At 59.1% G+C, this 24,588-nt stretch carries 26 protein-coding genes and 1 tRNA gene; 12 read left to right on the plus strand and 15 right to left on the minus strand.

The features are described 5' to 3' along the window. The first annotated feature begins 45 nt into the window (after positions 1–45). Genes cyoA through cyoD form a run of 4 tightly spaced genes read left to right on the plus strand, consistent with a single transcriptional unit; the run spans position 46 to position 3,973 of the window. The gene (cyoA, locus tag SJQ66_RS19925; protein ID WP_024902090.1) at positions 46–999 is read left to right on the plus strand and encodes a ubiquinol oxidase subunit II; all 954 of its coding nucleotides are present in this window, start codon (positions 46–48) and stop codon (positions 997–999) included. Between the two features lie 3 nt (positions 1,000–1,002). Further along, on the plus strand, positions 1,003–2,985 hold the full coding sequence (gene cyoB / locus SJQ66_RS19930) for a cytochrome o ubiquinol oxidase subunit I (protein WP_024902091.1): 1,983 nt from the start codon (positions 1,003–1,005) through the stop codon (positions 2,983–2,985). After that, positions 2,985–3,623: a cytochrome o ubiquinol oxidase subunit III gene (cyoC, locus tag SJQ66_RS19935; protein WP_024902092.1), complete on the plus strand. Its 639-nt coding sequence runs from the start codon at positions 2,985–2,987 to the stop codon at positions 3,621–3,623. Before cyoB ends, cyoC begins: the two co-directional genes overlap by 1 nt. Beyond that, the gene (cyoD, locus tag SJQ66_RS19940) at positions 3,623–3,973 is read left to right on the plus strand and encodes a cytochrome o ubiquinol oxidase subunit IV (RefSeq protein ID WP_024902093.1); all 351 of its coding nucleotides are present in this window, start codon (positions 3,623–3,625) and stop codon (positions 3,971–3,973) included. Before cyoC ends, cyoD begins: the two co-directional genes overlap by 1 nt. A 629-nt stretch (positions 3,974–4,602) precedes the next feature. Here cyoD and SJQ66_RS19945 read toward each other — a convergent pair. The 9 genes from SJQ66_RS19945 to ybgC form a co-directional block, all read right to left on the minus strand. Next, positions 4,603–5,754, minus strand: a complete 1,152-nt coding sequence (locus SJQ66_RS19945) for a porin (protein ID WP_024902094.1) — start codon at positions 5,752–5,754, stop codon at positions 4,603–4,605. 1,310 nt (positions 5,755–7,064) lie between these two features. Further along, a tRNA-Lys gene (locus tag SJQ66_RS19950) sits at positions 7,065–7,140 on the minus strand. Positions 7,141–7,270: 130 nt separating this feature from the next. Continuing rightward, positions 7,271–8,035, minus strand: coding sequence for a tol-pal system protein YbgF (ybgF, locus tag SJQ66_RS19955; RefSeq protein WP_024902095.1), 765 nt, complete (start codon positions 8,033–8,035; stop codon positions 7,271–7,273). Between the two features lie 8 nt (positions 8,036–8,043). Further along, on the minus strand, positions 8,044–8,547 hold the full coding sequence (locus tag SJQ66_RS19960) for an OmpA family protein (protein WP_024902096.1): 504 nt from the start codon (positions 8,545–8,547) through the stop codon (positions 8,044–8,046). 20 nt (positions 8,548–8,567) lie between these two features. Then, positions 8,568–9,851, minus strand: coding sequence for a Tol-Pal system beta propeller repeat protein TolB (gene tolB / locus SJQ66_RS19965; RefSeq protein ID WP_024902097.1), 1,284 nt, complete (start codon positions 9,849–9,851; stop codon positions 8,568–8,570). A gap of 143 nt (positions 9,852–9,994) precedes the next feature. Next, entirely contained in the window at positions 9,995–11,140 is a 1,146-nt protein-coding gene (gene tolA / locus SJQ66_RS19970) for a cell envelope integrity protein TolA (RefSeq protein WP_320535220.1), read from the minus strand. Then, positions 11,137–11,583 (minus strand): protein TolR, encoded by a 447-nt coding sequence (gene tolR / locus SJQ66_RS19975; protein ID WP_024902100.1) that lies wholly within the window; start codon positions 11,581–11,583, stop codon positions 11,137–11,139. The genes tolA and tolR overlap by 4 nt, the downstream gene beginning before the upstream one ends. Positions 11,584–11,631: 48 nt before the next feature. Beyond that, positions 11,632–12,306, minus strand: a complete 675-nt coding sequence (gene tolQ / locus SJQ66_RS19980) for a protein TolQ (RefSeq protein ID WP_024902101.1) — start codon at positions 12,304–12,306, stop codon at positions 11,632–11,634. A gap of 155 nt (positions 12,307–12,461) precedes the next feature. Then, positions 12,462–12,905: a tol-pal system-associated acyl-CoA thioesterase gene (ybgC, locus tag SJQ66_RS19985; protein ID WP_024902102.1), complete on the minus strand. Its 444-nt coding sequence runs from the start codon at positions 12,903–12,905 to the stop codon at positions 12,462–12,464. Positions 12,906–13,461: 556 nt separating this feature from the next. Between ybgC and glyA the strand changes: the two genes are divergently transcribed. The 7 genes from glyA to SJQ66_RS20020 all read left to right on the plus strand — a co-directional run bounded on the left by glyA (position 13,462) and on the right by SJQ66_RS20020 (position 18,880). Next, positions 13,462–14,709, plus strand: coding sequence for a serine hydroxymethyltransferase (glyA, locus tag SJQ66_RS19990; protein ID WP_024902103.1), 1,248 nt, complete (start codon positions 13,462–13,464; stop codon positions 14,707–14,709). 28 nt (positions 14,710–14,737) lie between these two features. Continuing rightward, positions 14,738–15,214: a transcriptional regulator NrdR gene (gene nrdR / locus SJQ66_RS19995; RefSeq protein WP_024902104.1), complete on the plus strand. Its 477-nt coding sequence runs from the start codon at positions 14,738–14,740 to the stop codon at positions 15,212–15,214. 222 nt (positions 15,215–15,436) lie between these two features. Continuing rightward, positions 15,437–16,081 carry a GspH/FimT family pseudopilin gene (locus tag SJQ66_RS20000; protein ID WP_320535221.1) on the plus strand — a complete coding sequence of 215 codons (645 nt, stop codon included), beginning with the start codon at positions 15,437–15,439 and terminating at the stop codon, positions 16,079–16,081. A gap of 82 nt (positions 16,082–16,163) precedes the next feature. Then, positions 16,164–16,622, plus strand: a complete 459-nt coding sequence (locus tag SJQ66_RS20005; RefSeq protein ID WP_157684921.1) for a hypothetical protein — start codon at positions 16,164–16,166, stop codon at positions 16,620–16,622. Beyond that, complete coding sequence (locus tag SJQ66_RS20010; RefSeq protein WP_157684922.1) at positions 16,555–17,589, plus strand: hypothetical protein; 1,035 nt, start codon at positions 16,555–16,557, stop codon at positions 17,587–17,589. Before SJQ66_RS20005 ends, SJQ66_RS20010 begins: the two co-directional genes overlap by 68 nt. Next, a complete protein-coding gene (locus SJQ66_RS20015; RefSeq protein WP_320535222.1) occupies positions 17,586–18,299 on the plus strand; it encodes a hypothetical protein in 714 nt (237 codons plus the stop codon). Before SJQ66_RS20010 ends, SJQ66_RS20015 begins: the two co-directional genes overlap by 4 nt. Before the next feature lie 59 nt (positions 18,300–18,358). After that, positions 18,359–18,880, plus strand: coding sequence for a hypothetical protein (locus SJQ66_RS20020; RefSeq protein ID WP_253462846.1), 522 nt, complete (start codon positions 18,359–18,361; stop codon positions 18,878–18,880). Positions 18,881–19,008: 128 nt separating this feature from the next. Here SJQ66_RS20020 and SJQ66_RS20025 read toward each other — a convergent pair whose 3' ends face one another. The 3 genes from SJQ66_RS20025 to SJQ66_RS20035 are packed head-to-tail and all read right to left on the minus strand — an operon-like array spanning position 19,009 to position 20,216. Continuing rightward, positions 19,009–19,518 carry a hypothetical protein gene (locus SJQ66_RS20025; RefSeq protein ID WP_024902110.1) on the minus strand — a complete coding sequence of 170 codons (510 nt, stop codon included), beginning with the start codon at positions 19,516–19,518 and terminating at the stop codon, positions 19,009–19,011. Next, the gene (locus SJQ66_RS20030) at positions 19,508–19,912 is read right to left on the minus strand and encodes a phage holin family protein (protein ID WP_024902111.1); all 405 of its coding nucleotides are present in this window, start codon (positions 19,910–19,912) and stop codon (positions 19,508–19,510) included. Before SJQ66_RS20030 ends, SJQ66_RS20025 begins: the two co-directional genes overlap by 11 nt. Before the next feature lies 1 nt (position 19,913). Then, positions 19,914–20,216 (minus strand): ElaB/YgaM/YqjD family protein, encoded by a 303-nt coding sequence (locus SJQ66_RS20035; protein ID WP_024902112.1) that lies wholly within the window; start codon positions 20,214–20,216, stop codon positions 19,914–19,916. A 257-nt stretch (positions 20,217–20,473) separates the two neighbouring features. On the opposite strand from SJQ66_RS20035, the gene msrA reads away from it, so the two are divergent. Beyond that, complete coding sequence (gene msrA, locus SJQ66_RS20040; RefSeq protein WP_320535223.1) at positions 20,474–21,085, plus strand: peptide-methionine (S)-S-oxide reductase MsrA; 612 nt, start codon at positions 20,474–20,476, stop codon at positions 21,083–21,085. A 2-nt stretch (positions 21,086–21,087) separates the two neighbouring features. Here the strand turns inward: msrA and bluB are convergent, their stop codons facing one another. The 3 genes from bluB to SJQ66_RS20055 form a co-directional block, all read right to left on the minus strand. Next, positions 21,088–21,663, minus strand: a complete 576-nt coding sequence (gene bluB / locus SJQ66_RS20045) for a 5,6-dimethylbenzimidazole synthase (protein ID WP_407691564.1) — start codon at positions 21,661–21,663, stop codon at positions 21,088–21,090. Between the two features lie 257 nt (positions 21,664–21,920). Then, positions 21,921–23,081 carry a DUF72 domain-containing protein gene (locus SJQ66_RS20050; RefSeq protein ID WP_024902115.1) on the minus strand — a complete coding sequence of 387 codons (1,161 nt, stop codon included), beginning with the start codon at positions 23,079–23,081 and terminating at the stop codon, positions 21,921–21,923. Positions 23,082–23,115: 34 nt separating this feature from the next. Beyond that, positions 23,116–24,333 (minus strand): class I SAM-dependent methyltransferase, encoded by a 1,218-nt coding sequence (locus SJQ66_RS20055; protein WP_024902116.1) that lies wholly within the window; start codon positions 24,331–24,333, stop codon positions 23,116–23,118. Positions 24,334–24,588 lie beyond the last annotated feature (255 nt).

Here is a 24,588-nt window from a genome sequence, read left to right on the forward strand (position 1 = left end):
GGCCGCGATGTGCGTCCCTGGGTATCGGAGAGGCCGGTGAAATATTTGAAAGAAAGGGGCGCGCCAAAGTTGGCGGGACTCCTATCCAGTAGCTTGATCTTGGGTCTGACAGGATGTAGCAGTGGCATCCTCGACCCGAAGGGCAGCATCGGGGTCCAGGAAAAGCATCTGATTGCTATTTCCACATGGGCAATGCTGATCGTCGTTATTCCGGTGATTTTCCTGTCGCTTTATTTCGCCTGGAAATACCGCGCGACGAACAAGTCCGCGGAATACCGTCCGAGCTGGGCGCACTCTACGGCCATCGAGGTGGTTGTCTGGACGATTCCGACGTTGATCATTGCGTATCTCGCATGGTTGACCTGGGTCACGACGCACGCGCTCGATCCTTACAAACCCCTTGAGTCCAAGGTGCAGCCGCTGGAAGTGCAGGTTGTGGCATTGGACTGGAAGTGGTTGTTCATATACCCGAATCAGGGCGTGGCATCGGTGAACCAGCTGGCGTTCCCCATCAACACCCCGGTTAATTTCGAAATCACGTCGGATTCAGTGATGAACGCGTTTTTCATCCCGCAACTTGGCGGCATGATTTACGCGATGGCGGGTATGCACACCAAGTTGCATTTGGATGCGCACGAGGTGGGTGACTACGCTGGGCTGTCGGCGAATTACAGCGGCCGTGGCTTCTCGGACATGAAGTTCCGCGCGTTGGCGATGTCGCAGTCGGATTTCGACGCATGGGTGAAGAAAGTGAAATCTTCGAACAATGGCGCGTTGAACTTCGCTTCCTTCAAGGAACTCGCCAAGCCCAGCGAGGCAAATCCGGTTCAGTACTATCCTGCGGTGCAAGGCGATGTGTTCGGCCAGATCTTGGCGCAATACAACGTCGGCGGGAATCACATGGGCATGAAGATGGGTGAGCCGAAAGCAGAAGGCGGCGCGATGGAGGGCATGACCATGCCGCACGCGCCCATTGCTGCGTCGGCTCCCAGGGGATAAAGCATGTTTGGAAAACTTACACTAGCGGATATTCCGTATAACGTGCCCATCGTGGCCGGTGTCGGTATCGTCATTATTCTGGGCGGTCTCGCGCTACTCGCCCTGATCACGTATTACAAGAAGTGGACCTACCTCTGGAAAGAGTGGATCACGACGGTTGATCACAAGAAGCTCGGGGTGATGTACATCATCGTCGCGCTGGTGATGCTGATCCGCGGTTTTTCGGATGCGATCATGATGCGCTCGCAGTTGGCGCTGGCCTATGATGCCCCCGGATACCTGCCGCCTCACCACTACGACCAGATCTTCTCCGCGCATGGCGTCATCATGATTTTCTTCATGGCGATGACGTTCATGATCGGCCTGATGAATATTGTCGTGCCGTTGCAGATTGGTGCACGCGACGTGGCGTTTCCCTTCCTGAACTCGATGAGTTTCTGGATGACGGCATCAGCCGTGATCCTGATCAACCTGTCGCTGCTGGTTGGCGAGTTCGCGCAGACTGGCTGGCTGGCGTATCCGCCGTTATCGGAGATGCAGTTCAGTCCGGGTGTCGGGGTGGATTACTACATCTGGGCGTTGCAGATATCCGGGGTGGGTACGTTGCTCACGGGTGTGAACTTCTTCGTCACCATCGTGAAGATGCGCGCACCTGGCATGACGTATTGGAAGCTCCCCGTTTTCACGTGGACGGCGTTGTGTACCAACGTGCTGATCATGGCGGCGTTCCCGATCCTGACCGTCACGCTGGCGTTGCTGGGCTTGGATCGATATCTGGGCATGCACTTCTTCACCAATGATGGTGGCGGCAACCAGATGATGTATCTGAACCTGATCTGGGCGTGGGGCCACCCCGAGGTGTACATCCTGATCTTGCCAGCGTTCGGTATCTTCTCTGAAGTTGTCTCGACGTTCGCGCGCAAGCCGTTGTTCGGCTACAAGACGATGGTCTATGCCACGTGCTCGATCATGGTCCTGTCGTTCGTCGTATGGCTGCACCACTTCTTCACGATGGGGTCCGGCGCCGATGTCAACGCGTTTTTCGGCATCACTACGATGATCATCGCGATCCCGACGGGGGTGAAGATCTTCAATTGGCTATTTACGATCTACAAGGGTCGCGTGCAATACCATCCGTCGATTCTGTGGACGATCGGCTTCATGGTCACGTTCACGATCGGCGGCATGACCGGTGTGATGCTGGCGATTCCGGGCGCGGACTTCGTGCTGCATAACTCGCTGTTCCTGATCGCCCACTTCCACAACGTCATCATCGGCGGCGTGGTGTTCGGTTACCTGGCGGGTTTTGCCTACTGGTTCCCGAAAGCGTTCGGCTTCAAGTTGAATGAAAAGTGGGGCAAGGCATCATTCTGGTTCTGGCTGGTCGGATTCTATGTTGCCTTCATGCCGCTGTACGTGCTGGGCTTCATGGGTGCAACGCGTCGTATGAATCACTACGACAATCCGGAATGGCATCCGTGGATGATCATCGCATTCGTCGGCGCGGTGCTGGTCCTGTGCGGCATCATTTGCCAACTGGTGCAGATCTACGTGTCGATCCGCGATCGTGACTTGCCGGGCAACCGTGATTTCACGGGCGATCCGTGGAATGGCCGTACGCTGGAATGGGCGGTTGCATCGCCGCCGCCGTCGTATAACTTTGCAATCATCCCGCACGTGGAAGAGCTGGATCACTTCCACCATGCGAAGCAGCACGTCAAGGAAACCACGCCGCCGGTGTACACGGACATCCATATGCCGCGTAATACATCGACCGGCTTCTTGATCGGCATGTTCGCAACGGCGATGGGTTTCGGGGCGGTCTGGTATATGTGGTGGTTGGCGATTGCCGGCTTCCTGGGCATCGTGATCACTGCGATCGTGCGCTGCTCGGATAACGACATTGATTTCTACATTCCGGCGTCTGAAGTGAAGGCGACCGAAGAAGCGATTGCACGACGCGTCGCCATGGCGGAGGCAAACTGATGTCGAATGCACATCAAAGCACCGGACCGGCCGCGACCGCGGCAGGTTTGACTGCGGAACATGAACACGAGCATCACGATCACAGCGGCACAACGACGTTCGGTTTCTGGCTGTACCTGATGACCGACTGTATTTTGTTCGGTACGCTGTTCGCGGTGTTCGCCGTGATGCACAACGAGTACGCCGGCGGACCCGGACCGAAGGAACTGTTCGAACTAAAGGGCGTGGCGTTTGAAACGGCGGCCCTGTTGTTAAGCTCGATCACGTACGGCTTCGCGATGCTGTGCGGCTACAAGGGCAATCGAAGCGGCGTGATGGGCTGGTTGCTCGTGACGTTGCTGCTGGGGATTACCTTCGTGACGCTGGAAGTGCATGAATTCGCGCTGTTGATCGCGGACGGTCATGGTCCGCAACAAAGCGGGTTCCTCTCCGCCTTCTTTACGCTGGTGGCCACGCACGGTATCCACGTGACGCTGGGCATGGTGTGGATGGTCGTGATGATGTTCCAGGTCATGGGTAAGAACGGTTTGAACCAGCGTGTCATGACGCGCTTGTCTTGCCTCAGCTTGTTCTGGCACTTCCTGGACGTGATCTGGATTTGCGTTTTCACCTTCGTTTATCTCGTGAGCATGGTCTGATGGCGAATACGAATACTCATTCCCACGACGGGCACGGCGCCGGCGGCGAAGGCCACGGCAGCTACAAGTCGTACATTATCGGTTTCATTTTTTCAGTGATTCTGACTGCGCTGTCGTTCGGCGTGGTCATGGGCGAGATGTTTCCGCCCGGGACCGAAGTGCCGGTGCTTGCCATCCTTGCGCTGGTTCAAGTATTGGTCCATCTGACGTATTTCCTGCATATGAACGGTACGTCGGCACAGCGTTGGAACGTTGTTGCATTTACGTTCACCGTGCTGACCGCGGCCATCGTCATCGGTGGTTCGATCTGGATCATGCACAATGTTGCAACCAATATGATGTTGCGCTGATCCCTCTGTGAGACGCGGCGCTTGTCTCTGATGACGTCGAGGACAACATTGAAAAACCTCGTGGACCTAGTCCGCGAGGTTTTTTTTCATCTGAATCTCTACGCTTTGTCGTGGTTACCTGTCTCTGTACTCCCGCTAGTTGGCCTTCGTGGATGGGCTGTCGGGCGTAGGCAAGAAGGCGGCAGGCTGGGTTCCATATGATTGCTCCCCGCGTGGCGTCGATGTGGACCGTGCCGAGCGCTTGCGAATGTGTCCAGCCCTGGACGGGGCCGGTCAAGGCCGTATCAGGGGCCCTTCCGCCACGGCACGATGGCGCGTATAGGGCTCCGGAAGTCATGCGGATGCTGCCGATCAGGCTGATGCATTATATGAGGGGTTAATGCAAGAGGCCGTATCGGCGAGGGTGGTAGTCGTTCGGGTGGGGCGTTCAATCGTTCGACACCGCACCGTAGGCAACGGATGGGCGCGACCTGAAGAGGGGAATAAAAAAATCCCGGTGCAGGACCGGGATTTTGGAATGGATCGCAGAGTGCTTTCCGTGGCGTGCGCTACCGCCCAAGGGGACAAATGCGCGTCGGAAGACGCGGAAGCCGCTTGCCCCTTGAGCGCGTGGACGAGGTAGATGCCGATTAGAAGCGGTGACGCATACCCAGGGTCACGGCCACTTGATTGCCCGTTGAGGAAGGCGACAGCGAGCCGATCGCGGCGAAGTTGGACACGCCGTTACCCAGGGAGCCGGTAGCACGCTGGTACACGCCTTCCAGGTAGACGTCGGTGCGCTTGCTCAACGAATAATCGCTCTGGAGCGTCACTTGTTGCCACTTCGGGTGGCCGGTGCCGTTGGCGCCGCTGGCCTTGCCGTCCGTGAACGTATAGGCCGCTGACAGGTTTAACGCCGGGGTCAGTGCGTAGCGGCCGTTCACTTCATAATTGCTCAAGTGCAGATTCGAGCCGTTCAGGCCGCCGTAGGTGTTGCCACCCAGTTCGATGCCGCCGATGCCGTCCAGATGGGTATTCGTATAGACGAAGCCCAGGGTTGCCGGGCCGAACGAGTAGTTCAGGCCAGCGCCGAAGGTACGTTGCAAGTCGGCCGCGACCGTCGCCGAACCGTTACCCAGCGTGGTGGCGCCACCGGACGTCTTGCCGCCGTTGTTTTGTTGCAGGTAAGACGCTGAGGCGGAGATCGGACCGTTGTTGTACGACACACCTGCGCTGTAAGCACGGTTGTTGGAGAACCCGGACGCGTTACTGAAGCCGTACATTCCGCCGAATTCGAGGCCGTTGTAGTTGGCGCTACGATACTTGACCGCGTTCTTGATCGACGAGATAGCGTTCAAGTCATCGTTGTTAAACGGGTGGGCGGCCAGGTTGTTGCCATAGCCTTGGCCCGAAGCCGACAGCGGACCCAGGAAATCGACTGCCGAGCTGTATTGGCGGCCGAGGGTAAATGTACCGTATTGATCGCTCTTCAAGCCGACATAGGCTTGGCGATTGAATTCCGTCCCACTTTCCGTGCTCGTTCCGCTATTCAGGTTGAAGCCGTTTTCCAAGGTGAACAGGGCATGGAGGCCACCGCCCAGATCTTCGCTGCCACGCAATCCCCAGTACGAATTGGAAAGGTTACTGCTGCCTTCCGCCCATTTTGCGCCGTTGCTTGCGTTGTTCGTATACACCAGACCGGCGTCCAGCGCGCCGTACAGCGTCACACTGCTTTGCGCGTGTGCGTTGATCGCAAAAGCCGAGGCGCCAGCCAGTGCCGCAGCCATCAGAGTCTTCTTCATAGTCTCTCCAGATTCTAGGTAAACGAAGGCATTGAAAGGAATCGTGAGATTTGATGACGAGCGGCCGAAACGGGGGTATCGACTTACACGTATCAAAATTTTCTGACTACCTTTCGATACATCGGGACTGAGTGTAGAAGACGCTGTGCTGTGTGACACGCCAATTAATGCAACAAACTATTGTTGGTGTTTTTCCACAACGACCTTAAAAGCAGTCAATTTGGCGTCTTTTGTAGTCATTTCTGTTCATTGTGTAACGCCGTATTACGATTTTCCGCGTGGTGAGCCATGTAGTTATATTGCAACAATTTGTCCGGTCATTTCGTAAGTTTATGTATAGGCGAAGAAATTTGACCGAATGAAAACGGGACAATGTGGCTTGTCATTGTGATTCAGGATAAATCGACGGAGCGGTGTGAAGCGGTCGTTACAGGAGATCACGATGCATGACGGGCGATCGTGTAGAAATAATGCGAAAGTTTTGGTTGTTTTGTTACGAAATGCGCTTGCGCGACCAGGGAGTGTGGTCTACGACCCCAGTTTCCAGCGATCGAGAGATGGCATTGCTGTCGTCCTTCCTTTGATTCCACGATCGCGATCGTGGTGTCGCGTTACAGCTGTTTGAGAAAGAAGGGGCGGGCATCTGCGTGCATCCGACCGCAGCCCCAATGCTTCACTGAAGCCATGCTTTCACGACGATAATTAACAGCAAACAAGTTGGCCGTACCATGGGCAGGCGAGCGTGCAGATCGTTGGGCTGGGCATCCAGGCGGGTACTGTTCGACGCCACCATGATCGTGCAGCACGAGTGTTATCGGAGATGCCCTGAAGCGCTTGAATGTCTACGTTTGGGCGGATCGAACCGGGCGCCGCTATCTCATCCCGGGTGGGCATAGCACGGGATCGGCGTCATCAATCGCGCACGTGCTGCAACCGGACCACGAATGTTCATTTCCATCATGGTGCCGCTCTCCTGAACAGAATTTCCTTTTCCGTAGATTACGGATGAAGCAGCTAAACGGAAATTCGGCTGTTTGTAGCAAGGAAGTCTCTGAGACAACCGGGCACAGCCATGTTGTCCACGTGCCTCGATGTCTTGTCGGGCGTAGTGGTATTCGCGTCAGGAGGGAGTGTGACTACACATAAATGACGAATGACCTGATTCGTGCGGAATCACATGTTTGTTCGCAGGACAAGGCGTGCCATCAGCGGATGGCACGCTGTGGCCGCTGCGACAATGTGGGAGGTGATGGGTGATTTGTCGGAAAAAGAAAAAGGGTCTAAGCCGAAGCTAGACCCTTTCTTTATCTTGGTAGGCCCTGCGAGACTCGAACTCGCGACCAACGGATTAAAAGTCCGCTGCTCTACCAACTGAGCTAAGGACCCAAGAGAGTCGCAGATTATAGGCGACTTACCGTGGTCCGTCAAGAAATTCCGCCAGAAGTGCGAAAACGGCGTTAGCTATCAGCCTCGCATCGTCGAGCTCGGGCCTTGGCGTACCGCCTTCGAACCGTTGTCACTTCATTTTGGACAAGCGGTCTTGTGCGGTGGTGGCCGACTGTGAGCCGGCGTACTGTGCAACCACCTGCTGCAGCGTCTTGCGTGCTGCTGCACGTTCGCCTTGTTCCGACTGATTCGTCGCGATTTGCAACAACGCGTCTGGCGCACGTGGGTGCGTAGGATAGCTGTCGACAACCTGTTTCAGCGTGGCAGTCGATTTCTTATAGTCGCGTAATGCGTAGTACGCATTGCCGAGCCAGAACAGGGCAGTAGGGCGGTATGGACTTTGTGGGTAGGCGTCGACGAAGTCGCTGAACGACGCACTCGCACCCTTGAAGTCACCGCTACGGAACTGTTGCAATGCCGCGTTGAACTTGGCTGACTCACCTGGCTGGACCGTACCTTGCACGCCGTCCACGGTCTGCTGTTGCGGCTCAAGCTTCTTCAGGCGACCGTCTAGATCCGTGTAGTAATCCTTTTCCGTCTGCTGCACCGTGGCGAGCTGGTTCGTCAGGTCTTCGTTTTGTCCCCGAACCTGTGCGACCTGTTGATTCAACTGGTCGTTACGATTCTGAAGGTCGATCACCGCCCGCTGAGCAGCGGACAGCTGAGCATTTGTGTTATCCAGGCGTTGGCGGAGTTCCAGAATCGCCTTGCGTGCTTCGTCGTCGCTGAAAGCGTGGGCGGGCGCTGTGAACAGCGCGCCCCACGCGAGCAGCGCAACGAAAGCCGTCCGGGCAATGCCCCTCGTGGATGGGGGCGTGAACGAGTTTCGTTGCATCGGTTTTTTTATTGATAGATCAGATCAGCACGGCGGTCTTGTGCATACGCGTCTTCACCGTCACCTGATGCCTTGGTCTTGCCCAGGCTGACCGATTCGATTTGCGATTGCGACACACCCAGCGTTTCCAGGACACGTGCCACTGCTGCCGCACGCTTCTGGCCCAGTGCCAGATTGTACTCTTCCGTGCCGCGCGGGTCCGTATTGCCTTGGATCAGCACATGGCGTTCCGGATGCGACTTCAAGTAATCGGCATGAGCCTGCAGCACTTGCTGGTACTGATCGCTGACCGTGTAGCTGTCGAAGTCGAAGTACACGCTACGCTTTGCCAGCGGGCTGTTCGGATCGTTCAACGGATCCACATTCACTTGCTGGACCGCATTCGGATTCGGCTGCGTGCCGTAGCCCGAACCCGAAGCGTTTGCGTCCTTGTCCATCTTGACGCCCGAATGACAGGCGGCCAGCAGGCCAACCAAGCCGACGATCGCGGCACCACGAAGCTGACGAACCATTTTTACTTCTCCTTTTTGTGTTATTGCATGAATGGACCCCAGGACGGCGCACTCACCGCGCCGCCCCGAACCGACAGAACCTGCCTAATTCGACCGTCTGTCGACACGGCCGCCAGCACACCACGTCCCCCAACCTCAGTGGCGTACAGAATGTACTGCCCATTGGCCGCGAAACTAGGCGAGTCATCATGGTTGGTGTCCGTGACAGGTGTCACTTCACCGGTGCTGAGATCTTGAACGTACAACTTGTAGCCACCACCACTGCGTCCGATATAGGCCAACAGCTTGCCATCCGGGCTGACCCGGGGACTGGTGTTATAGCTACCCTTGAACGTGACGCGCTGCGCATTGCCCCCGTTGGCAGGCATCTTGTAGATCTGAGGTTCGCCGCCGCGGTCGCTGGTGAAATAAATCCACTGACCGTCCGGCGAGTAGGTCGGTTCGGTATCGATCGTCGGTCCATTCGACAAACGGCGCAACCCCGAGCCGTCGACATTGACCTGATAGATTTGCGTGTGGCCCGGCAGCGAGAGCGCCACCGCAAGGTGTTGTCCATCCGGTGCCCACGCCGGCGCACTATTGTCGCCTTTTTGATTTGCCACGATCGTCCGGTGTCCGGTCGGCAAGTCATGCACGAACACCACCGGCTTTTTCCGTTCGAATGAAACGTAAGCCACCTTGGTGCCGTTCGGCGACCAAGTGGGGGAGATGATCGGTTCCGGACTGGACAGCGCGATATTCGCGTCCTGGCCGTCGGAATCCGAGATCTGCAACTGGTACCGGCCGTTGGCTTTGATCACATACGACAGGCGCGTTGCAAACACACCGCGGGTGCCCAGCAGTTTCTCATAAATATAGTCAGCAATTTTATGCGCGCTCATACGCAGCCCGGCCGCCGGGCTGACAAGCGACAGGCCTCCCAGGCTTTGCTGGCTTTGCGTGTCATACAAGCGGAAGCGGACATCAAATTGCCCGTTCGACAGCGCGGTGACGCTGCCGGAGACGTAGGCGTTCGCGCCGCGTGCTTTCCAACTGCCCAAGTCGACCGAATCGGTTTCCGATACCGGCGTCGGGCCGGCATCGATATTCGAGAAACGGCCGCTGCGGGCCAGGTCGGCGCGGACGATCGCGGCAATCTGTTGGGGCGATGTCGTCTCGCCCTTGAAGTTTGCAACCGCGATCGGATACAAATTCGAACCGACACCGGCAATATCGATCGTCAGTTGCGCGTTAGCAGCAGTGGCTCCGGCCAGGAAAAATCCCGCCACGATCGTTTTGAGACCGAATTTATCAACTAATTTCATAGAGTTGGAAACGTGTACCTGGTCTGGTTGCTATCTGCGTGAAATAGGACGCTGCTTACCCTAGCACGAGTCGTACCACCGACCCCCTATTATCGTATCCGCGGGTCATGCCGCACCCGTCGTCGCTCGTTGCCCTGCCATCATCACTTTGCATCGTTCGGTCGCATCCGCACGTTGAACGTGCGCGGCGCCTTGCCATCGTCGTCGCGTGGCATGGGGTCCGACGCGTCGATTGCCTTAAGCACCGCGTCATCCCATGCCGGGTTGCCGCTCGATTGCGTCAGGTGCCGGCTCAGGATTCTACCGTCCGGCGCGCACACTACATTGATCACCGCCACCGGGTTGCCGGACGTGCTGCCAGCATAAATGATGTTCGGAATCACGCGACGGCGTACCTTGTCCGCATACCCCGGCGAGGCGTTGCCTGACCCCGACCCGTTGCCGCTGTTCGCTGCACCGCCACCACTTTCGCCACCCGCTGCCGCCATGCCCTGCAAGGCGGCCAGACGTGCCTTGCGTGCCTGATCCGCCTGGCGCTGCGCATCAGCGGCCGCCTTTTCCTTGGCTGCCTTCGCGGCAGCGGTTTTCTGTGCTTCCGCCTTGTCCGCGGCCGCCTTATCCGCTGCGGCCTTCTGCTGTGCGGCTTTCTCTTGCGCCGCTTTTTCCTGGGCGGCCTTTTCCTGCGCTGCCTTATCCGCGGCCGCTTTCTCTGCCGCGGCTTTGGCCTGCTGCGCCTTCACTTGCGCCTCATGCTTGGCCTGCGCTTCCGCTTCGGCCTTCTGTTGCGCCAATTGTTGTTGCTTCAGTTCCGCTTTCCGCTGCGCTTCGGCCTGCGCTTGCTTTGCTGCAGCCGCCGCTGCTGCGGCAGCGGCAGCGGCTTGTTGCGCAGCCTGCTTGCGTTGTTGCTCGGCCGCCAACGCGGCTTGCTTCGCCGCTTCCTGTTGCTTGCGCTTCTTTTCCAGTGCGATCTCGGCGTCTTCGTCGTTGGCCGTCTTGGCCGGCGCCGCCTGTGGTGGCGGGGGCGGCGTCACCACTTGGGGGGTAACGGGGGGCTGTGGTTCCGGCGTGCGACGTGGTGCCGGTGCGTTCAAATCCGGCACCTCGGTCCAGATCTCGGCTTGAACGCCGGACGAATCCGATACGGGCCATTGAATCCCGAAATACAAGAAAGCAATCAGCAGCAGGTGTATCAGCACCGCGAGCGCAAACGCACGCCAGGTTCCTTTCTCCCTGCGTGGTTCGAAGCGCGCCGATTCCAGCTCGGCCGACGGTATGGCGTTTCTGCTCATTGATTCTTCACGAGCAACCCGACGCGTTTGACGCCTTGGGTCTTCAGTTCGGACATGACGGCCATGACCTTGTCGTATTGCACGGACTTGTCGCCTGCGATCACGACTGGCTCGTCAGGATGCGTCGGCGTGCGGTCCTGAAGGAATGCAGTCAGATCTTGCATCGTCATCGGCATTTCCTGCGCGGCGCCGCCGTCGCTCTTATAGCGCACCGACATCGTCCCGTCCGCGCGTACGTTGACGATGACAGGCGGGGTCTGCTGCTGCTGCGATGCGCCGCCAACCGTGGGGAGGTTCACCACTGCCGGCGTCACCAACGGCGCGGTCACCATGAAGATGACCAGCAGCACCAGCATCACGTCAATGTACGGCACGACGTTGATATCGGACTTCGCCCGGCGGCCACGGCCGCCGCGCATTCCCGATCGCATTGAATCTGCCATCGAATCAGGCTCCTTGTCCTATCTGTCCGGCGTTCCGGTGGGTAACGTTCAAGCGGCCTGACGCTGCAGGATGTTCGAAAACTCTTCGATGAACGTCTCGAAGCGAATCGCTAGGCGATCGACATCGGTGGCAAAGCGGTTGTAAGCCACCACGGCCGGGATTGCCGCGAACAAGCCGATCGCGGTAGCGACCAGCGCCTCGGCAATGCCCGGCGCCACGTTGGCCAGCGTAGCCTGCTGCACGTTGGCGAGGCCCCGGAACGAGTTCATGATCCCCCACACGGTACCGAACAGACCGATATACGGACTGACCGAACCAACCGACGCCAGATAGGGAAGATTGATTTCCAGCACATCCAGCTCACGCTGAAACGCCGCGCGCATCGCGCGGCGCGAACCGTCGACGATCGTGGTCGCGTCGCCATGACGCTCCTTGCCTTTCAGGAATTCACGCATGCCGGCTTCGAAGATGCGTTCCAAAGCGCCAATCGAATGGCGGTTGTGCGTGGCGCTCTGGTACAACGCGTTCAGGTCGCCACCAGACCAGAAGTCGCGCTCGAAACGCTCGGTCTGGCTACGTGCACGGCGTACGGTGGCCCATTTGCGGAAGATGAACGTCCAGGAAATCAACGACAGGACGAGCAGGAGCGCCATGACCGCCTGGGCGAGTACGCTGGCGTGCAAGACTAGGGAGATGATCGACAGGTCTTCGGTATTGTTCATAGAGCTGGTTCGAGAGGCGGGCATGCCGGTTCGGCGAGTCGCATTCACGCGCCGAACCGGTTGTATCGATCATGTCGATCCGGGTTGGCGTTGCCTGGCGATCCGCCGTGTGACGGCGCAACGGTATTAGTCCCTGGAAAACGCGCGAGTGTTCATTATTCGTGTTGAAGCGCTGCAATCACCGCAGGCGGCAGACCGGTGGGCCGCAACGTGGTCGCACTGACACAAGCCACCAGGATCGTGCCGCTGCACAGCCGTTCGCCCGCGCGGAATGCGTGTTGTTCGAATTCAACCGACGCCCGGCCCATTCGCGCCACATGGCTTTCAATCCGTAACATGTCATCGAGTCGTGCCGGCGCGAAATAATCGATCGACGTCCGGCGCACCACGAACAGCGTCCCCGTGTCCATGCTGAGTCGGCTTTGATCGATACCACCGGCACGCAACCACTCCGTGCGGGCACGCTCAAAAAATTTTAAATAATTCGCGTAAAACACGATGCCGCCCGCATCGGTGTCTTCATAATAAATCCGGGTTTGCCAGGCAAATGTCTTGCGTGGCGAAACAGGCGGCGTATGCGACGACGGTACGGAATTCATGCGCGAATTCTACCCGAAGGGATTCAAGGTAAAAGTGACTTGGAAAATCTTGTTACAAGTTTTCGCGCGGCTGTGTGCGGCGGCAACGAAGGACGTGGCAGTCGTTGCGATGACATTGCCACTGCGTGGCGAATGCACTACACTGTTTGGTCCCAGCTTAGCGTAACTGGCGATACGACGTCGTCTGTCGCGACGGTTAAGCGATACCCGGTCCTTCGGGCATCGCGTGCCGGGGCGGGGTCGGCATGGTTTGCGCGATCGGTGCGATCGTTTGCAAATGCCATTGCCGGACCTCGTTTCGGCGCTCCGTGGCAGTCGGCGTCGAGGTGGAACTGCCCACCGTGAAGCGCTAAGCGTCGTTTGCGCCGTTCGCCTGGGCAGAGCCGTGAGTCGATGGTCGACCATCCTTCGCCACGTCCGCTTTCCACGTCGTGCATCCCAATGCGCGACGCGGCCGCCCGCCGGTCGCGTCTGAACGTGTACCAGGACGGGCAGGGGGTGCGCCGTTGGGTCGGGCTTACCGTCAACCTAAAGCGTCAACCTCGGAAATTGCCCTATGTTCGCGAAAGACAAATACCAGCTCGAAACCCTGGATCCTGAAGTGTTTGCCGCCATCGGCAAGGAAAACCAGCGTCAAGAGGATCACATCGAGCTGATCGCTTCTGAAAACTACACCAGCCCGGCCGTCATGGCGGCGCAGGGTTCCCAGCTGACGAACAAATACGCCGAAGGCTATCCGGGCAAGCGCTATTACGGCGGGTGCGAGTACGTCGATGTTGTCGAGCAGTTGGCGATCGACCGCGTCAAGGCATTATTCGGTGCCGAGGCCGCAAATGTGCAGCCGAATTCGGGTTCGCAAGCCAACCAGGGCGTGTTCTTCGCGATGCTGCAGCCCGGCGACACGATCATGGGCATGAGCCTGGCGGAAGGCGGGCATTTGACGCACGGCTCGCCGGTCAACATGTCGGGTAAGTGGTTCAAGGTCGTCAGCTATGGCCTGAACGCCGAGGGTGATATCGACTATGACAAGGCGGAAGCGGCAGCGAAGGAACACAAGCCGAAGCTGATCGTTGCGGGCGCATCGGCGTTCGCGCTGAAGATCGATTTCGAGCGCCTGTCGAAGATCGCCAAGGAAGTAGGTGCGTATTTCATGGTTGACATGGCGCACTACGCCGGCTTGATCGCCGCCGGTGTCTACCCGAACCCGGTGCCGCATGCCGACTTCGTGACGACAACTACTCATAAGAGCTTGCGCGGCCCGCGCGGTGGCGTGATCTTGATGAAGGCCGAGTTCGAGAAGAAGATCAATTCGGCAATCTTCCCGGGTATCCAGGGCGGTCCGTTGATGCACGTGATCGCGGGCAAGGCGGTCGCGTTCAAGGAAGCCGCTGGCGACGATTTCAAGGCGTATCAGAAGCAGGTCGTGGAAAACGCCCGCGTCATGGCAGAAACGTTGATTTCGCGTGGTTTGCAAATCGTCTCCGGGCGCACGGAAAGTCACGTGATGCTGGTGGATCTGCGCGCGAAGAAGTTGACGGGCAAGGTTGCCGAGGCCGCGTTGGGCAAGGCCCACATTACTGTCAACAAGAATGCCATCCCGAACGATCCGGAATCACCGTTCGTGACCAGCGGCGTGCGCGTCGGATCGCCGGCGATGACAACGCGCGGTTTTGGCGCGGAAGAAGCGAAACTGGTCGCCAACCTCGTCGCTGACGTGCTGGATGCGCCGGAAGACGAGGCCAATCTGGCCAAGGTCCGCGCGCAGGTTGCGGCGCTGACGAAGCGCTTCCCGGTTTACGGCTGATCTTCTCAAGACAATAGCGAGCCCTCCGATGCGCTGCCCCTACTGTCGGCACGACGATACCCAGGTCATCGACTCCCGGGTGTCGGAAGACGGCGCGGCCATCCGCCGCCGTCGGCGCTGTCCGGCATGCGACAAGCGCTTTACCACTTACGAACGGTCTGAATTGGCGTTGCCGGCCGTGGTGAAGCGGGACGGCAGTCGCGCGGAATTCGATCGGAAAAAGATTGAAGGAAGCATGCGGCTTGCGTTGCGCAAGCGGCCGGTCAGCGCGGACGCGCTGGCCGACGCGCTGGCGCAGATCGAGTTTCAACTCGTGGCGCGCGGCGAACGCGAAATTCGCAGCGACGCGATCGGCGAATTGGTCATGGTCGCATTGGCACGACTGGATAAGATCGCCTATATCCGTTTTGCATCGGTCTATCGGCAATTCGACAATATGGACGACTTTCAACGCGTGATCGATGAATTCAATCGCACGCAGGAATCCCCTCCGATGAAAAAGTAGGCCGCACAGAGCGACGTTGCTTGCCGGAAGTTCAAAAGCCCGCACCGTGTGAATCGCACCCCAAAGGTCGGAAGCCCGTCCAGCCTTTGGGGTGTTTCTCACGGTGGCGGGCTTTCGGCTTTCCGGACCCCTCCCCGGTGATGGTGCTGGCCATCTGGGCGACTATGCCGTCCCGATGCCGAAGACTACAGTAAGGCCATTGCATGGTGTAACGGAGCGGCGATGCGGCAATGGCAATCGGGGCCACTATCCTGCCGCGGCGGCATGCGCGGCTTTGGGCTCATCGAGTGGTTGATGACGCTGGCATTGACCATTGGCATCGTCGCGTTTGCAGTGGGGCCATGGCGAAGATGGTGGCTGGGCGTTGCGTTGGCACGCACCGAGCATGCATTGCTCGCGTCGTTGTCCATCGCGCGTCATGAGGCGGTGCGGCGTAATCAGCCGGTGGGGCTGTGTCGCGCCGATGCGATGGGTGCCTGCGCGGATACCACGATGCGTGATGCCGCGGGCAAGCACATTCCGCTTCACGATTGGCGGTACGGCTGGCTCGTCGTGACGGATCGGCAGGGTATGCGAAATCAAGGGATGAGCGCGAAGTTTGATGGCCGGCGAGGCGCTGACACCCCACTGATTCTGCATCGCGTCGCGGCGATAAGTGGCGTAAGCATCACAGCGAACAATGGCACGCAGCGTCTTGTTTTTCGGCCACCGCTTGGACAGTCCGTTGGTCGATGGGGGCGCTTTACCATCGCGCCCGAAAGGGCGATGTCGCGTCCCCGCGATCGCATTGTGGGGCCGTTGACGCCGCGATGCATTTGGATCAGTGGTGGCGGCCGGGCGCGCCGCTCGCGGGGGCATTGTGGTTGACGTGCGTGGCGTGTCAGGACGGCGACGTGTCCGTATCGGTTCCAGGCATGTTATTCGAGGCCACGCGTTGCTGGAGCTGGTGATGGCCATGTCGCTGTTTGGCATGGCGCTACAGGTGACGATGCGAACGCATTTGTTGCAGCTCACATTGATGCGCGAGATCGACCAGCATCGGGTGGCGCTTCGGGCACTGGAAGCGCGCGTTGGGGCTGAAAGCGTCAAAGGAGACATGTTTCACGACGCCGGTCGGCGTGCTGGTATGTCGGATTATCGGCGCGCGCATGCGGACGGCTTGGAAGACGGGCGTGAAGCCGATATCGTGGTGCCGAACGGTGTGGCGGCACAGTTGGCGTCACGGTTGCCTGCCGCGCAATGGATTCGCCAGACAGGGGAAACACATGGTGCCACGTGGACATTATGCTGGCGAGTCGGTGACAGGCCAAAGCATGCCATTGGACTTGATAAGGATAACGATGTATTCATTCCCAATGGCGCCGTTCCCGACAAAAATCGCCGGTGCGAGTCGCTTCCGGGGCCGTGACCATTGTACGTGCCTTGGCCGTTGCATCTCGGATGCGCGTGGTGCCGTCTTGTTGGAGTGGGCGCTTGCCGCTGCGCTGGGCATGATGTTTTCCGTCGCGATAGTCGCTGCGTTGATCGGATTCCGAAAGCAGGCTAGCGAGATCGCGGAAACGGCTCGGCTACAGTCCGATGCCGGTATTGCATTGCGGTTTCTGCGTCATTACATCGAGCGCTCCGACGATCCGATCGCACCCGGACGGCATGCCTCCGGGCGCCTGCGGTGTGGCAATCCGCAACCTGGCAACGGTGCGCGTCAGACCTCTGCCCGTGCCGCCGACGCGTCATCGATTTCGTCGATGCCAGGCTGGCGTTGCGACCTCCGGTCCCACCGAGGGGTGCTGGCGATGGATTACCCAACCGATGGCGACGCATCATGGCGCGATGCGAACGGCTATCCGGCGGACTGCAAGGGTGTACGGATACCCGAGGATAGGAGACCGAAATCGCAGTGGCAGGACACGCAGATGATGCATGCGGCTCTATCGATCAGTGTCACTGCGGGGGATGCTACGCCAAGCTTGTTTTGCTCGGGTAGCCGGGATGTCATACAACGCGGACAGCCGGCACCGGGCAGCGCGATGGTGGACGGGATCGAACGGTTGGTGGTGTGGCGGACCGCTTCAATGGACGAAGTGTGTATCGTGATGCGTGGTCGGACGCGGCGGTCTTTCGCGTCGCCATTTGCGTCGCGAGCAGATGGTCCGCACCATGACGCACGGGCGCAAATGGACGCGTCGTACAGGAAGGGGCGTGATCCACGCGGCTTGAACGATCGATGCGATGGCTTCTTGACGGAGACGGGCGCATTGCAGCTGCGCGCGGATTATGGCGGCGCGGATGGTTATCGGCGGCACGTCGTTCGCGCCGCGTGGCCCAGAACGTACTCTCCCTGGACTAGCCTGGCAATGCACGAGCAGCGCCGATGACGTTCCGACCGAAATACGCACGGGGTGCCGTCTTGCCATGGACGATCCTGGCGACGGCCGGAATGCTTCTGATGACCGGGATGACGTCGGACGCCATGGTTTTGCAGTTGGCGCATTGGCGCGCCGAGCGTAGCCACATGCTTGTCTCGCATGGCGCGCATGTGTCGTTGCGGCAGTGCGAGGCCGATCTTCTGACGTTACGTGCGTTCAGCGGCGCGCAAGCAGGGAATGTTGTCGATGTCATGCATGTCCCTGATGAGATGGTCGAACGCAATTGCATGGCGTCGTTGCATTGGCGGGCTGTACATCAGGCAATGCGATCAAGGCAGGCGCCGCGCCGCTGGCGTGCCCCTGGCGCGCTGTCCGCCGACGCGAAGGGTACCGTACGGCGTACCGTGTCAATCGGCTCACCGATGAGAGCGCGAGCGTTGCCCGGTGGGCTAGAGCCCGTAATCGTTGAAACCGTATGCTTGGCGGAAACGTGGATCGATAGCGAAACAACGGGGTTGGTAGCAGTGTTGACGGTGCGTGCGATGGCGCAACGCTCGGTTGGCATCGCTGATATCGACACGCCAGACGAGCGCAATCGCGCCGAGGAGGGGATATGGGTGCAATCGATCATTGCGCGGCAACCGATGCCGTGCAGCCGCACGGCGCGCCGCGTACGCGAAATCGTCGAACCGTGGCGCCGTGCCGAAGGTACGCGCTGAGCCACACCGGCCACGCCTATTCCGTGCGCATCCCGACGATATCGGTAAGTAAGGCACAGGTGCCAAAGCCTGACGAGCGGACGCTTGATATCTCTGCCGCGCGTGCATTCACATTGATCGAAGCACTGATTGCGGTGGCGCTGCTTTCCGCAATGACGTTGCTCGGTATGCCGATGTATCGCGATGTCACGGCGCGCGGGCACCGCGTGTTGGTCATCAACGCCTTACATGAACATCTATCGGTGATGGCGTGGCAGGCGGATGGGGTCGTGTGGGGCAATGCCGCCGTGCCACACGCCACGCGATCGGGCACCCCTGCTGGCAATGAAGTGGCCAAGGCGCGCATGTCAGACGCGATGGCATCAAGCGGACCGCTGCACGGGTTATATCGCTTCAACAGAACGCGTAATCGGGACGGCACGACATATATTCGCGCAACGCCGATCTATGGCGGGGCAATGCAGGATGACGCGTGCGGCGCCTATGAGCTCGGGAGCAATGGCGTGCAGAGAAACGTAGGTACGGGCGGCACATATTTGCCCTATCCGCGTCAGCAAGCGTGTTGGCGCGGACATCGGTGACCCGGCGCATTTCGGCGCGGGGGCTGTTTGCCTCCAACGCGCCGACGCCATCCTGTAAGCAGTTGTTCCATCATCACTGCGCCATGCATGACATTGCACCGACAACTGGACGCGTTGAACGCAATGCCTCACACTTCGCGGCGTCGCGCCGCCTTGCGTGCTTGACGTTGCGTACGCCAGGATTGCGCACGTCGCGCCCAACCGAGGGTTTTCAACGCCACGACAGCCAATCCCGCCCACTTTGCCGATTTCCCCGCTTTTTGCAACGCACCGCCTTGACTCGCACCTACTAGCAGGGAAACGACGCCAGCGAACAGCGGATGGCGGGATAGCAAAGGCAAGACCGCACGGATTGCCGGTTGCATAAAGGCAGGTACCGCGCTGAGCAGGGTGCCAAGACCTGTTTCCGCACTTCTGGACCTGCCAAATAGTCGGCCGATGAGCCCGAACACGCCGAGCCCGGACAAATCCCCGCGAAGATCGGTACTGGCTTCCGCGATGGACAGACGTTCGAGTGCCGCGCGAGCGATCAACAACTCCTTTTGGACGGCGCGAGCCTGTCGCGGGCTGAGCCCCGCATAGCGCGCCTGCATCGCCCGACGCGCTGCAGGCGTTGGCGTGGTGGCATCAATCGGCATCGCGACCCCGCAAGTGATGTGCGATCAACGCACGGTCGTTGTCAAACTCCGCACGCGTTGCCTCGAACGGCGGCGAGGCATGCCGTGCCGCACGTCGTAGACGCACTAAGCACACTAGCGACAAGATACCGTAGCACAGCGTGAGCGCCAGCAAAGGTTGCCAATGATAGCGATCCCACAACACGATCACGATCAAGGCATTCAGGCTGATCAAGGTAACCAGACCGAGCATGCACGCGAGCGCGGCGATTGCCAATGCGCCAACAATGCGTTCTTTTTCCTCTGCCAGCTCTATACCAATCAGTGCAAGGCGTGTTTGCGCCAATCCCAGCAGTGCGGCACCGATACGTCCCACGGGAGACGGGGTGGTGTCAGGCGTCTCGTTCGACGCCATCTTATTTGCGATTGATCAGCAGACCAAGCACGAAGCCGACAGCGGCAGCCACGCCAAGCGATTGCCAAGGATTCTGATGCACGTAATCGTCGGTCCTACGTGCCGCAGCCTTGCCTTTTTCCACGACGACAACCTGTACATCGGCGGCTTTTTCCTTCGCCTGCTTCAATTGGGCGATAGCCTTGTCGCGTAGATCGCTTGCCTGTTCACCGGTCGCGCTGGCAGCTTGCTTCAACAATTCTTCGGCGTCGTTCAATACCGTCTTGATATCGGTCATCAGTTTCTCCTTGTTGGTCTCCGACATGATCGCAGTCCTTTCAAAAGGGGCGTTCGAGGCAGGCTCGAAGCACGTTGAATAAGTCTTCCTGGCATCCCGACAGGCACGAGTCAGGGTTCCTCAGGCGCGGGGATGCCTATTATCGTAACGGAAAACACGCATCCCTGGCAGCGGAATGCGGTGACGCCTTGTTTCTGTTTGTATCCCCCCTGCAGGGAGAAAGCCGGTAATCTGGCGCCATGACCCCATTTTGCATCGCTTGAACAAACGCATAGGAGCGGAAAATGACGACCGACAGCAGCACACCGACGGGTATCGGCAATCACCCGGGCAGTGCGTCGAATAATGCAGTTGCTTCCGAGGAAGCCGTGCTCGGAGGGGGATGTTTCTGGTGTACGGAGGCTGTGTTTCTGCAGGTGGACGGCGTATTGACGGTGGAATCCGGCTATGCCGGGGGACATGTGTCGAATCCGACCTACGAGGCAATCTGCACCGGTACCACCGGCCATGCGGAGGTGGTGCGTGTCCGATACGATCCAGCAAAATTGCGCTATCGAGACGTATTGGAGATCTTCTTCGCGACGCACGACCCAACAACACTGAATCGTCAAGGAAACGACGTGGGGACGCAATACCGTTCGGTGGTCTTCACGCTCAATAATGCGCAAGCGGAGCAAGCCAGGCAGGTAATCGCGGCGTTAAACGCGGAGAATGTCTTCGGCCAACCCATCGTGACGGAGGTAACCGCGCTCGATGGTAATTATTTTCCCGCGGAGGCATACCACCAGGATTACTTCGCACACCATCCAAACCAAGGCTATTGCGCCTACGTAATCGCCCCGAAGGTCGTGAAGATGCGTATGGCATTTGCCCATCGGCTGAAAGATCGCCGCTAGGATCAATCAGGCCAATGGTTCTCCGCCAGACACTGGTCCAGGTCCGCGCGCGAAGCCCAGCCCTCCTGCTGCAGCATCGGTTGCGGATAAAAGGCAGCTACCGGGCCCAGGCATAGGATCGCCAGGGGCTTCGATCCGCCCGGCATTCGTAACAGGGCGCGGACCGGCTCTACCGCGAAGAGGGACACCCAGCCCATCCCCAGCCCCTCCGCGCGCGCAGCCAACCATAAATTCTGAATCGCGCACGACAGTGAGGCGACGTCCATTTCCGGCAAGGTGCGCCGACCAAATATATGTTCTTCGCGCCGGTCCATCAGCCCCGCAACCAGTACTTCCGCGCAATCGAGGATGCCTTGCACCTTCAGCGCCATGAAATCGTCGCTGCGCTCGCCTAGCGCCTTGGCCGTTTCAAGCCGTTCCGCCTCGACGATCGCATGCAACTGTTGCCTTAACAACGTATCCGTTATGCGCACAAACCGCCAGGGCTGCATGAAACCGACGCTAGGCGCGTGGTGCGCAGCCGACAGCAAGCGTCGCAGTTGTGCCTCGGGGACTTGACCGCCACAGAAATGCCGCATGTCGCGCCGTTCATGAATGGCGCGATAGACGGCGGCTTTTTCCTCGGGACCGAATGCTTGGCTCACGCACTGCACATTGGTGTTCAGGGGCACGGGACCCGGCGGGAGGCCGGGCGCGGACGGGGCGAGGTCGGGTTGACCGTTCATCAAAGCAGGCATCACGGATTCCTTCGGCAATTACCTGAAAGATGGTGCGTGTTGCGCCCGTGTCTGTCAATGCGACGTGATGGCCAGTGTCGTCGAGACGGTGTAAACCATCATTCCGCCTTTTGGGTTGCTGCATCGCGATATAACACCGCAAGCGCGCTGGCCAGCCAGGCGCAACTCAGAGGGGAAGAGCCCTCGGCCTTGTTATTGATGACGATAAAACTGGATTGTCCCGCGCGCAGGTAGCGCAGTATCAGGGCGGCAACCGCTTGCCGCGTCGTTACGTCCGGATCTATGATCGCATCGAAAGGTTCATATCGGGTCTTGGCTCCTTCGTAGCGCATGCCGGCGTGAAGATTCCATCGGACAACGAGTGGTAGCGCCGCGCCGCGCGGATCCTGTCCATCGAGCATCGCCAATGCCGCTGACTGTCGCGAGACGTCGGGCATCCGGGCATGCACGCCGACGCAATACCGTACCTGTCGTGCGTGCAACATCTTGATCAGTCGCGGCGTCAGCATGCCGGCATCGCGAAGCTCCAGCGCATAACATGCGCCGTTGCGGCGTGCCGCGTCATCGAGGGCGGGGAGCGCGGCAAAGAACCGTCCGAGCCGATCGATCAAGGCGGCCGGATCGGCAAGCTGCGCATCCGTTAATGGGGATAATTGAAAAACCATCGGGCCGACGCGGGAACCGAGCCCGGTCAGGCAGGGGTGTACAAACGTTTCAATGGCTTGTTCTACGTCTAGAAATGCCGGGTTGGCGCGGGAGGGCATGCCGCGCGGGCCGCGAATCGCGGCGTCGCAGACCGCGGCCGGCGCCTTGACGAGAAAACGGAAATCCGACGGTACCTGGGAGGCATAGTCCTGATACGCCTCAATGGACAATGGCGCGTAAAACGATCGGTCGATGCCGACTGTGCGAAGTAACGGGTGCGCGGCATAGGCGGCAAGTCCACCATGAGCCAGCGCTTCGGTACTGTAGGGACGGTCGTATAACAAGCCTTCCCATCCTGGAAAAGACCAGGACGAGGTGCCAAGGTGTACCCGCTCGGGCAATGCCGCCGCCGCGGCCGCCAGAAAAGGGTGAGGCGGGGTGGCGGTGCCGATCGCCGGCAACGGCTTTGCCGGGCGGGTGCGCGGGGCCGCGCCATTGCTCGTCGCGCGGGCGCCACCGGCATCGATGGGCGTATCTGGCGTCAGGTCGACGGACGGCAGGTCGAATAGCGATGCCTGCGCGTCCACGTCCGGAGGATCAGGCGCGGCTGTCATCACACGCTTCGCTGCATCGGCATGGGACGGCGAATCAGCGCGGCGCGCTGTCGTACATATAACGGCGAGACCATGGCAGCGTTGTCCCCTTTCGTCCCGCCTTGCGGCCGACAATCTGATAGATCGCGACGTCGTCGTTGTCGAATGCATAGGCGCAGCCTGCCAGGTAGACGCGCCAGATCCGGAACTTCTCTTCGTCGACCATCTGGCGCAACGTCGGGGTTGCCCGTTCGAAATTTTCAGCCCAGATGTCCAGCGTGCGGGCGTAATGCCGCCGCAGATTTTCGACGTCGAATGCTTCGAGTCCCCCTTCCTGCATGGCCCTCAGCGCGAGGCTGATGTGCGGTAGTTCGCCATTCGGGAACACATATTTGTCGATGAACTCACCGCCGCCGTGCGACGTCTCGCCACTGTCTGCGTCCGTCGACGTGATGCCGTGATTCATCACCACGCCATCGTCCTTCAACAGTGATTGGACCTTGCCGAAATACTCGGTCAGGTTCGCGCGGCCGACGTGCTCGAACATGCCGACGCTCGTGATGCGGTCGAACTGGCCGCCGACGTCACGATAGTCCTGCAAGCGAATCTCGATGCGGTCGGACAAGCCGGCTGCTTTCACACGTTCCGTCGCCAGATCGAACTGGTTCTGCGACAACGTCACGCCTATGCAATGCGCGCCAAACTTCTGTGCCGCGCGAATGACCAGCGCGCCCCAGCCGCAGCCGATATCGAGCAGCGTATGCCCCGGCTGTACACCGATCTTCGTCAAGATATGATCGATTTTTTTCAACTGCGCCGTGGCAAGATCTTCGTCGCCAGTTTCGAAATATGCGCAGGAGTAGACCATGTTCGGGTCGAGCCACTGCTGATAAAACGCGTTCGACACGTCGTAGTGATACTGAATCGACTTCTTGTCGGAGTCTTTCGTGTGCGTAAAGTAACGCACGGCCCGTTGGAGCTTGCTGGGCGCGGAGACCGAAACCGTTGCCAATGCGTAACCAATCTTGATGACGTCGGCCAGGCGACCTTCCAGATCGATCTTCTGCTTGACGTAAGCCTCCCCGAGGTTATCCAGGCTCGGGTCGAGTAGCAAAGGCATGGCCGCCGCCGAATGCACGCGCAAGGTAACCTGTGGATTGTCAAACGTACCAAAGTCGAACGTCTGCCCGTTCCAGAGGGCGAGCCGTGCCGGTATATTCGCACGCGATTTCACGTCGTTGATCCACTCTCCCAGCTTCTTCTCCCAAAACATGTCGATATTCTCCGTGCTGTGTCGATATGAAGTGCGCTGCAAATCCGGTCCGGGATGTCTTTCACGAACGGTTTTATGCGGGTGTCAGACTGTCGGTTGTTTTGCTTTTTCCGTGCCGCTCAAATACCATCGGTAAGGTTTAATGCGTTATCTATGCGAAATCTTTCCAGCGTATCGAATAAAGGACGGCATTGATTAAATATAACGCCCATTTTATCGAGCGTGCGCGCTACGACTTCTACTGATCCGTCAAGG

It is taken from the genome of Robbsia andropogonis (assembly GCF_034047095.1).
In the GTDB taxonomy this organism is placed as follows: domain Bacteria; phylum Pseudomonadota; class Gammaproteobacteria; order Burkholderiales; family Burkholderiaceae; genus Robbsia; species Robbsia andropogonis.

What these genes read in the sequence shown, in the direction of transcription:
- cyoB (WP_024902091.1), top strand. Translation starts at nt 1,003, where the DNA reads ATGTTTGGAAAACTTACACTAGCGGATATTCCGTATAACGTGCCCATC.
- cyoC (WP_024902092.1), top strand. Translation starts at nt 2,985, where the DNA reads ATGTCGAATGCACATCAAAGCACCGGACCGGCCGCGACCGCGGCAGGT.
- cyoD (WP_024902093.1), top strand. Translation starts at nt 3,623, where the DNA reads ATGGCGAATACGAATACTCATTCCCACGACGGGCACGGCGCCGGCGGC.
- SJQ66_RS19945 (WP_024902094.1), bottom strand. Translation starts at nt 5,754, where the DNA reads ATGAAGAAGACTCTGATGGCTGCGGCACTGGCTGGCGCCTCGGCTTTT.
- ybgF (WP_024902095.1), bottom strand. Translation starts at nt 8,035, where the DNA reads ATGCAACGAAACTCGTTCACGCCCCCATCCACGAGGGGCATTGCCCGG.
- SJQ66_RS19960 (WP_024902096.1), bottom strand. Translation starts at nt 8,547, where the DNA reads ATGGTTCGTCAGCTTCGTGGTGCCGCGATCGTCGGCTTGGTTGGCCTG.
- tolB (WP_024902097.1), bottom strand. Translation starts at nt 9,851, where the DNA reads ATGAAATTAGTTGATAAATTCGGTCTCAAAACGATCGTGGCGGGATTT.
- tolA (WP_320535220.1), bottom strand. Translation starts at nt 11,140, where the DNA reads ATGAGCAGAAACGCCATACCGTCGGCCGAGCTGGAATCGGCGCGCTTC.
- tolR (WP_024902100.1), bottom strand. Translation starts at nt 11,583, where the DNA reads ATGGCAGATTCAATGCGATCGGGAATGCGCGGCGGCCGTGGCCGCCGG.
- tolQ (WP_024902101.1), bottom strand. Translation starts at nt 12,306, where the DNA reads ATGAACAATACCGAAGACCTGTCGATCATCTCCCTAGTCTTGCACGCC.
- ybgC (WP_024902102.1), bottom strand. Translation starts at nt 12,905, where the DNA reads ATGAATTCCGTACCGTCGTCGCATACGCCGCCTGTTTCGCCACGCAAG.
- glyA (WP_024902103.1), top strand. Translation starts at nt 13,462, where the DNA reads ATGTTCGCGAAAGACAAATACCAGCTCGAAACCCTGGATCCTGAAGTG.
- nrdR (WP_024902104.1), top strand. Translation starts at nt 14,738, where the DNA reads ATGCGCTGCCCCTACTGTCGGCACGACGATACCCAGGTCATCGACTCC.
- SJQ66_RS20000 (WP_320535221.1), top strand. Translation starts at nt 15,437, where the DNA reads ATGCGGCAATGGCAATCGGGGCCACTATCCTGCCGCGGCGGCATGCGC.
- SJQ66_RS20005 (WP_157684921.1), top strand. Translation starts at nt 16,164, where the DNA reads ATGGCCATGTCGCTGTTTGGCATGGCGCTACAGGTGACGATGCGAACG.
- SJQ66_RS20010 (WP_157684922.1), top strand. Translation starts at nt 16,555, where the DNA reads ATGTATTCATTCCCAATGGCGCCGTTCCCGACAAAAATCGCCGGTGCG.
- SJQ66_RS20015 (WP_320535222.1), top strand. Translation starts at nt 17,586, where the DNA reads ATGACGTTCCGACCGAAATACGCACGGGGTGCCGTCTTGCCATGGACG.
- SJQ66_RS20025 (WP_024902110.1), bottom strand. Translation starts at nt 19,518, where the DNA reads ATGCCGATTGATGCCACCACGCCAACGCCTGCAGCGCGTCGGGCGATG.
- SJQ66_RS20030 (WP_024902111.1), bottom strand. Translation starts at nt 19,912, where the DNA reads ATGGCGTCGAACGAGACGCCTGACACCACCCCGTCTCCCGTGGGACGT.
- SJQ66_RS20035 (WP_024902112.1), bottom strand. Translation starts at nt 20,216, where the DNA reads ATGTCGGAGACCAACAAGGAGAAACTGATGACCGATATCAAGACGGTA.
- msrA (WP_320535223.1), top strand. Translation starts at nt 20,474, where the DNA reads ATGACGACCGACAGCAGCACACCGACGGGTATCGGCAATCACCCGGGC.
- bluB (WP_407691564.1), bottom strand. Translation starts at nt 21,663, where the DNA reads ATGCGGCATTTCTGTGGCGGTCAAGTCCCCGAGGCACAACTGCGACGC.
- SJQ66_RS20050 (WP_024902115.1), bottom strand. Translation starts at nt 23,081, where the DNA reads ATGACAGCCGCGCCTGATCCTCCGGACGTGGACGCGCAGGCATCGCTA.
- SJQ66_RS20055 (WP_024902116.1), bottom strand. Translation starts at nt 24,333, where the DNA reads ATGTTTTGGGAGAAGAAGCTGGGAGAGTGGATCAACGACGTGAAATCG.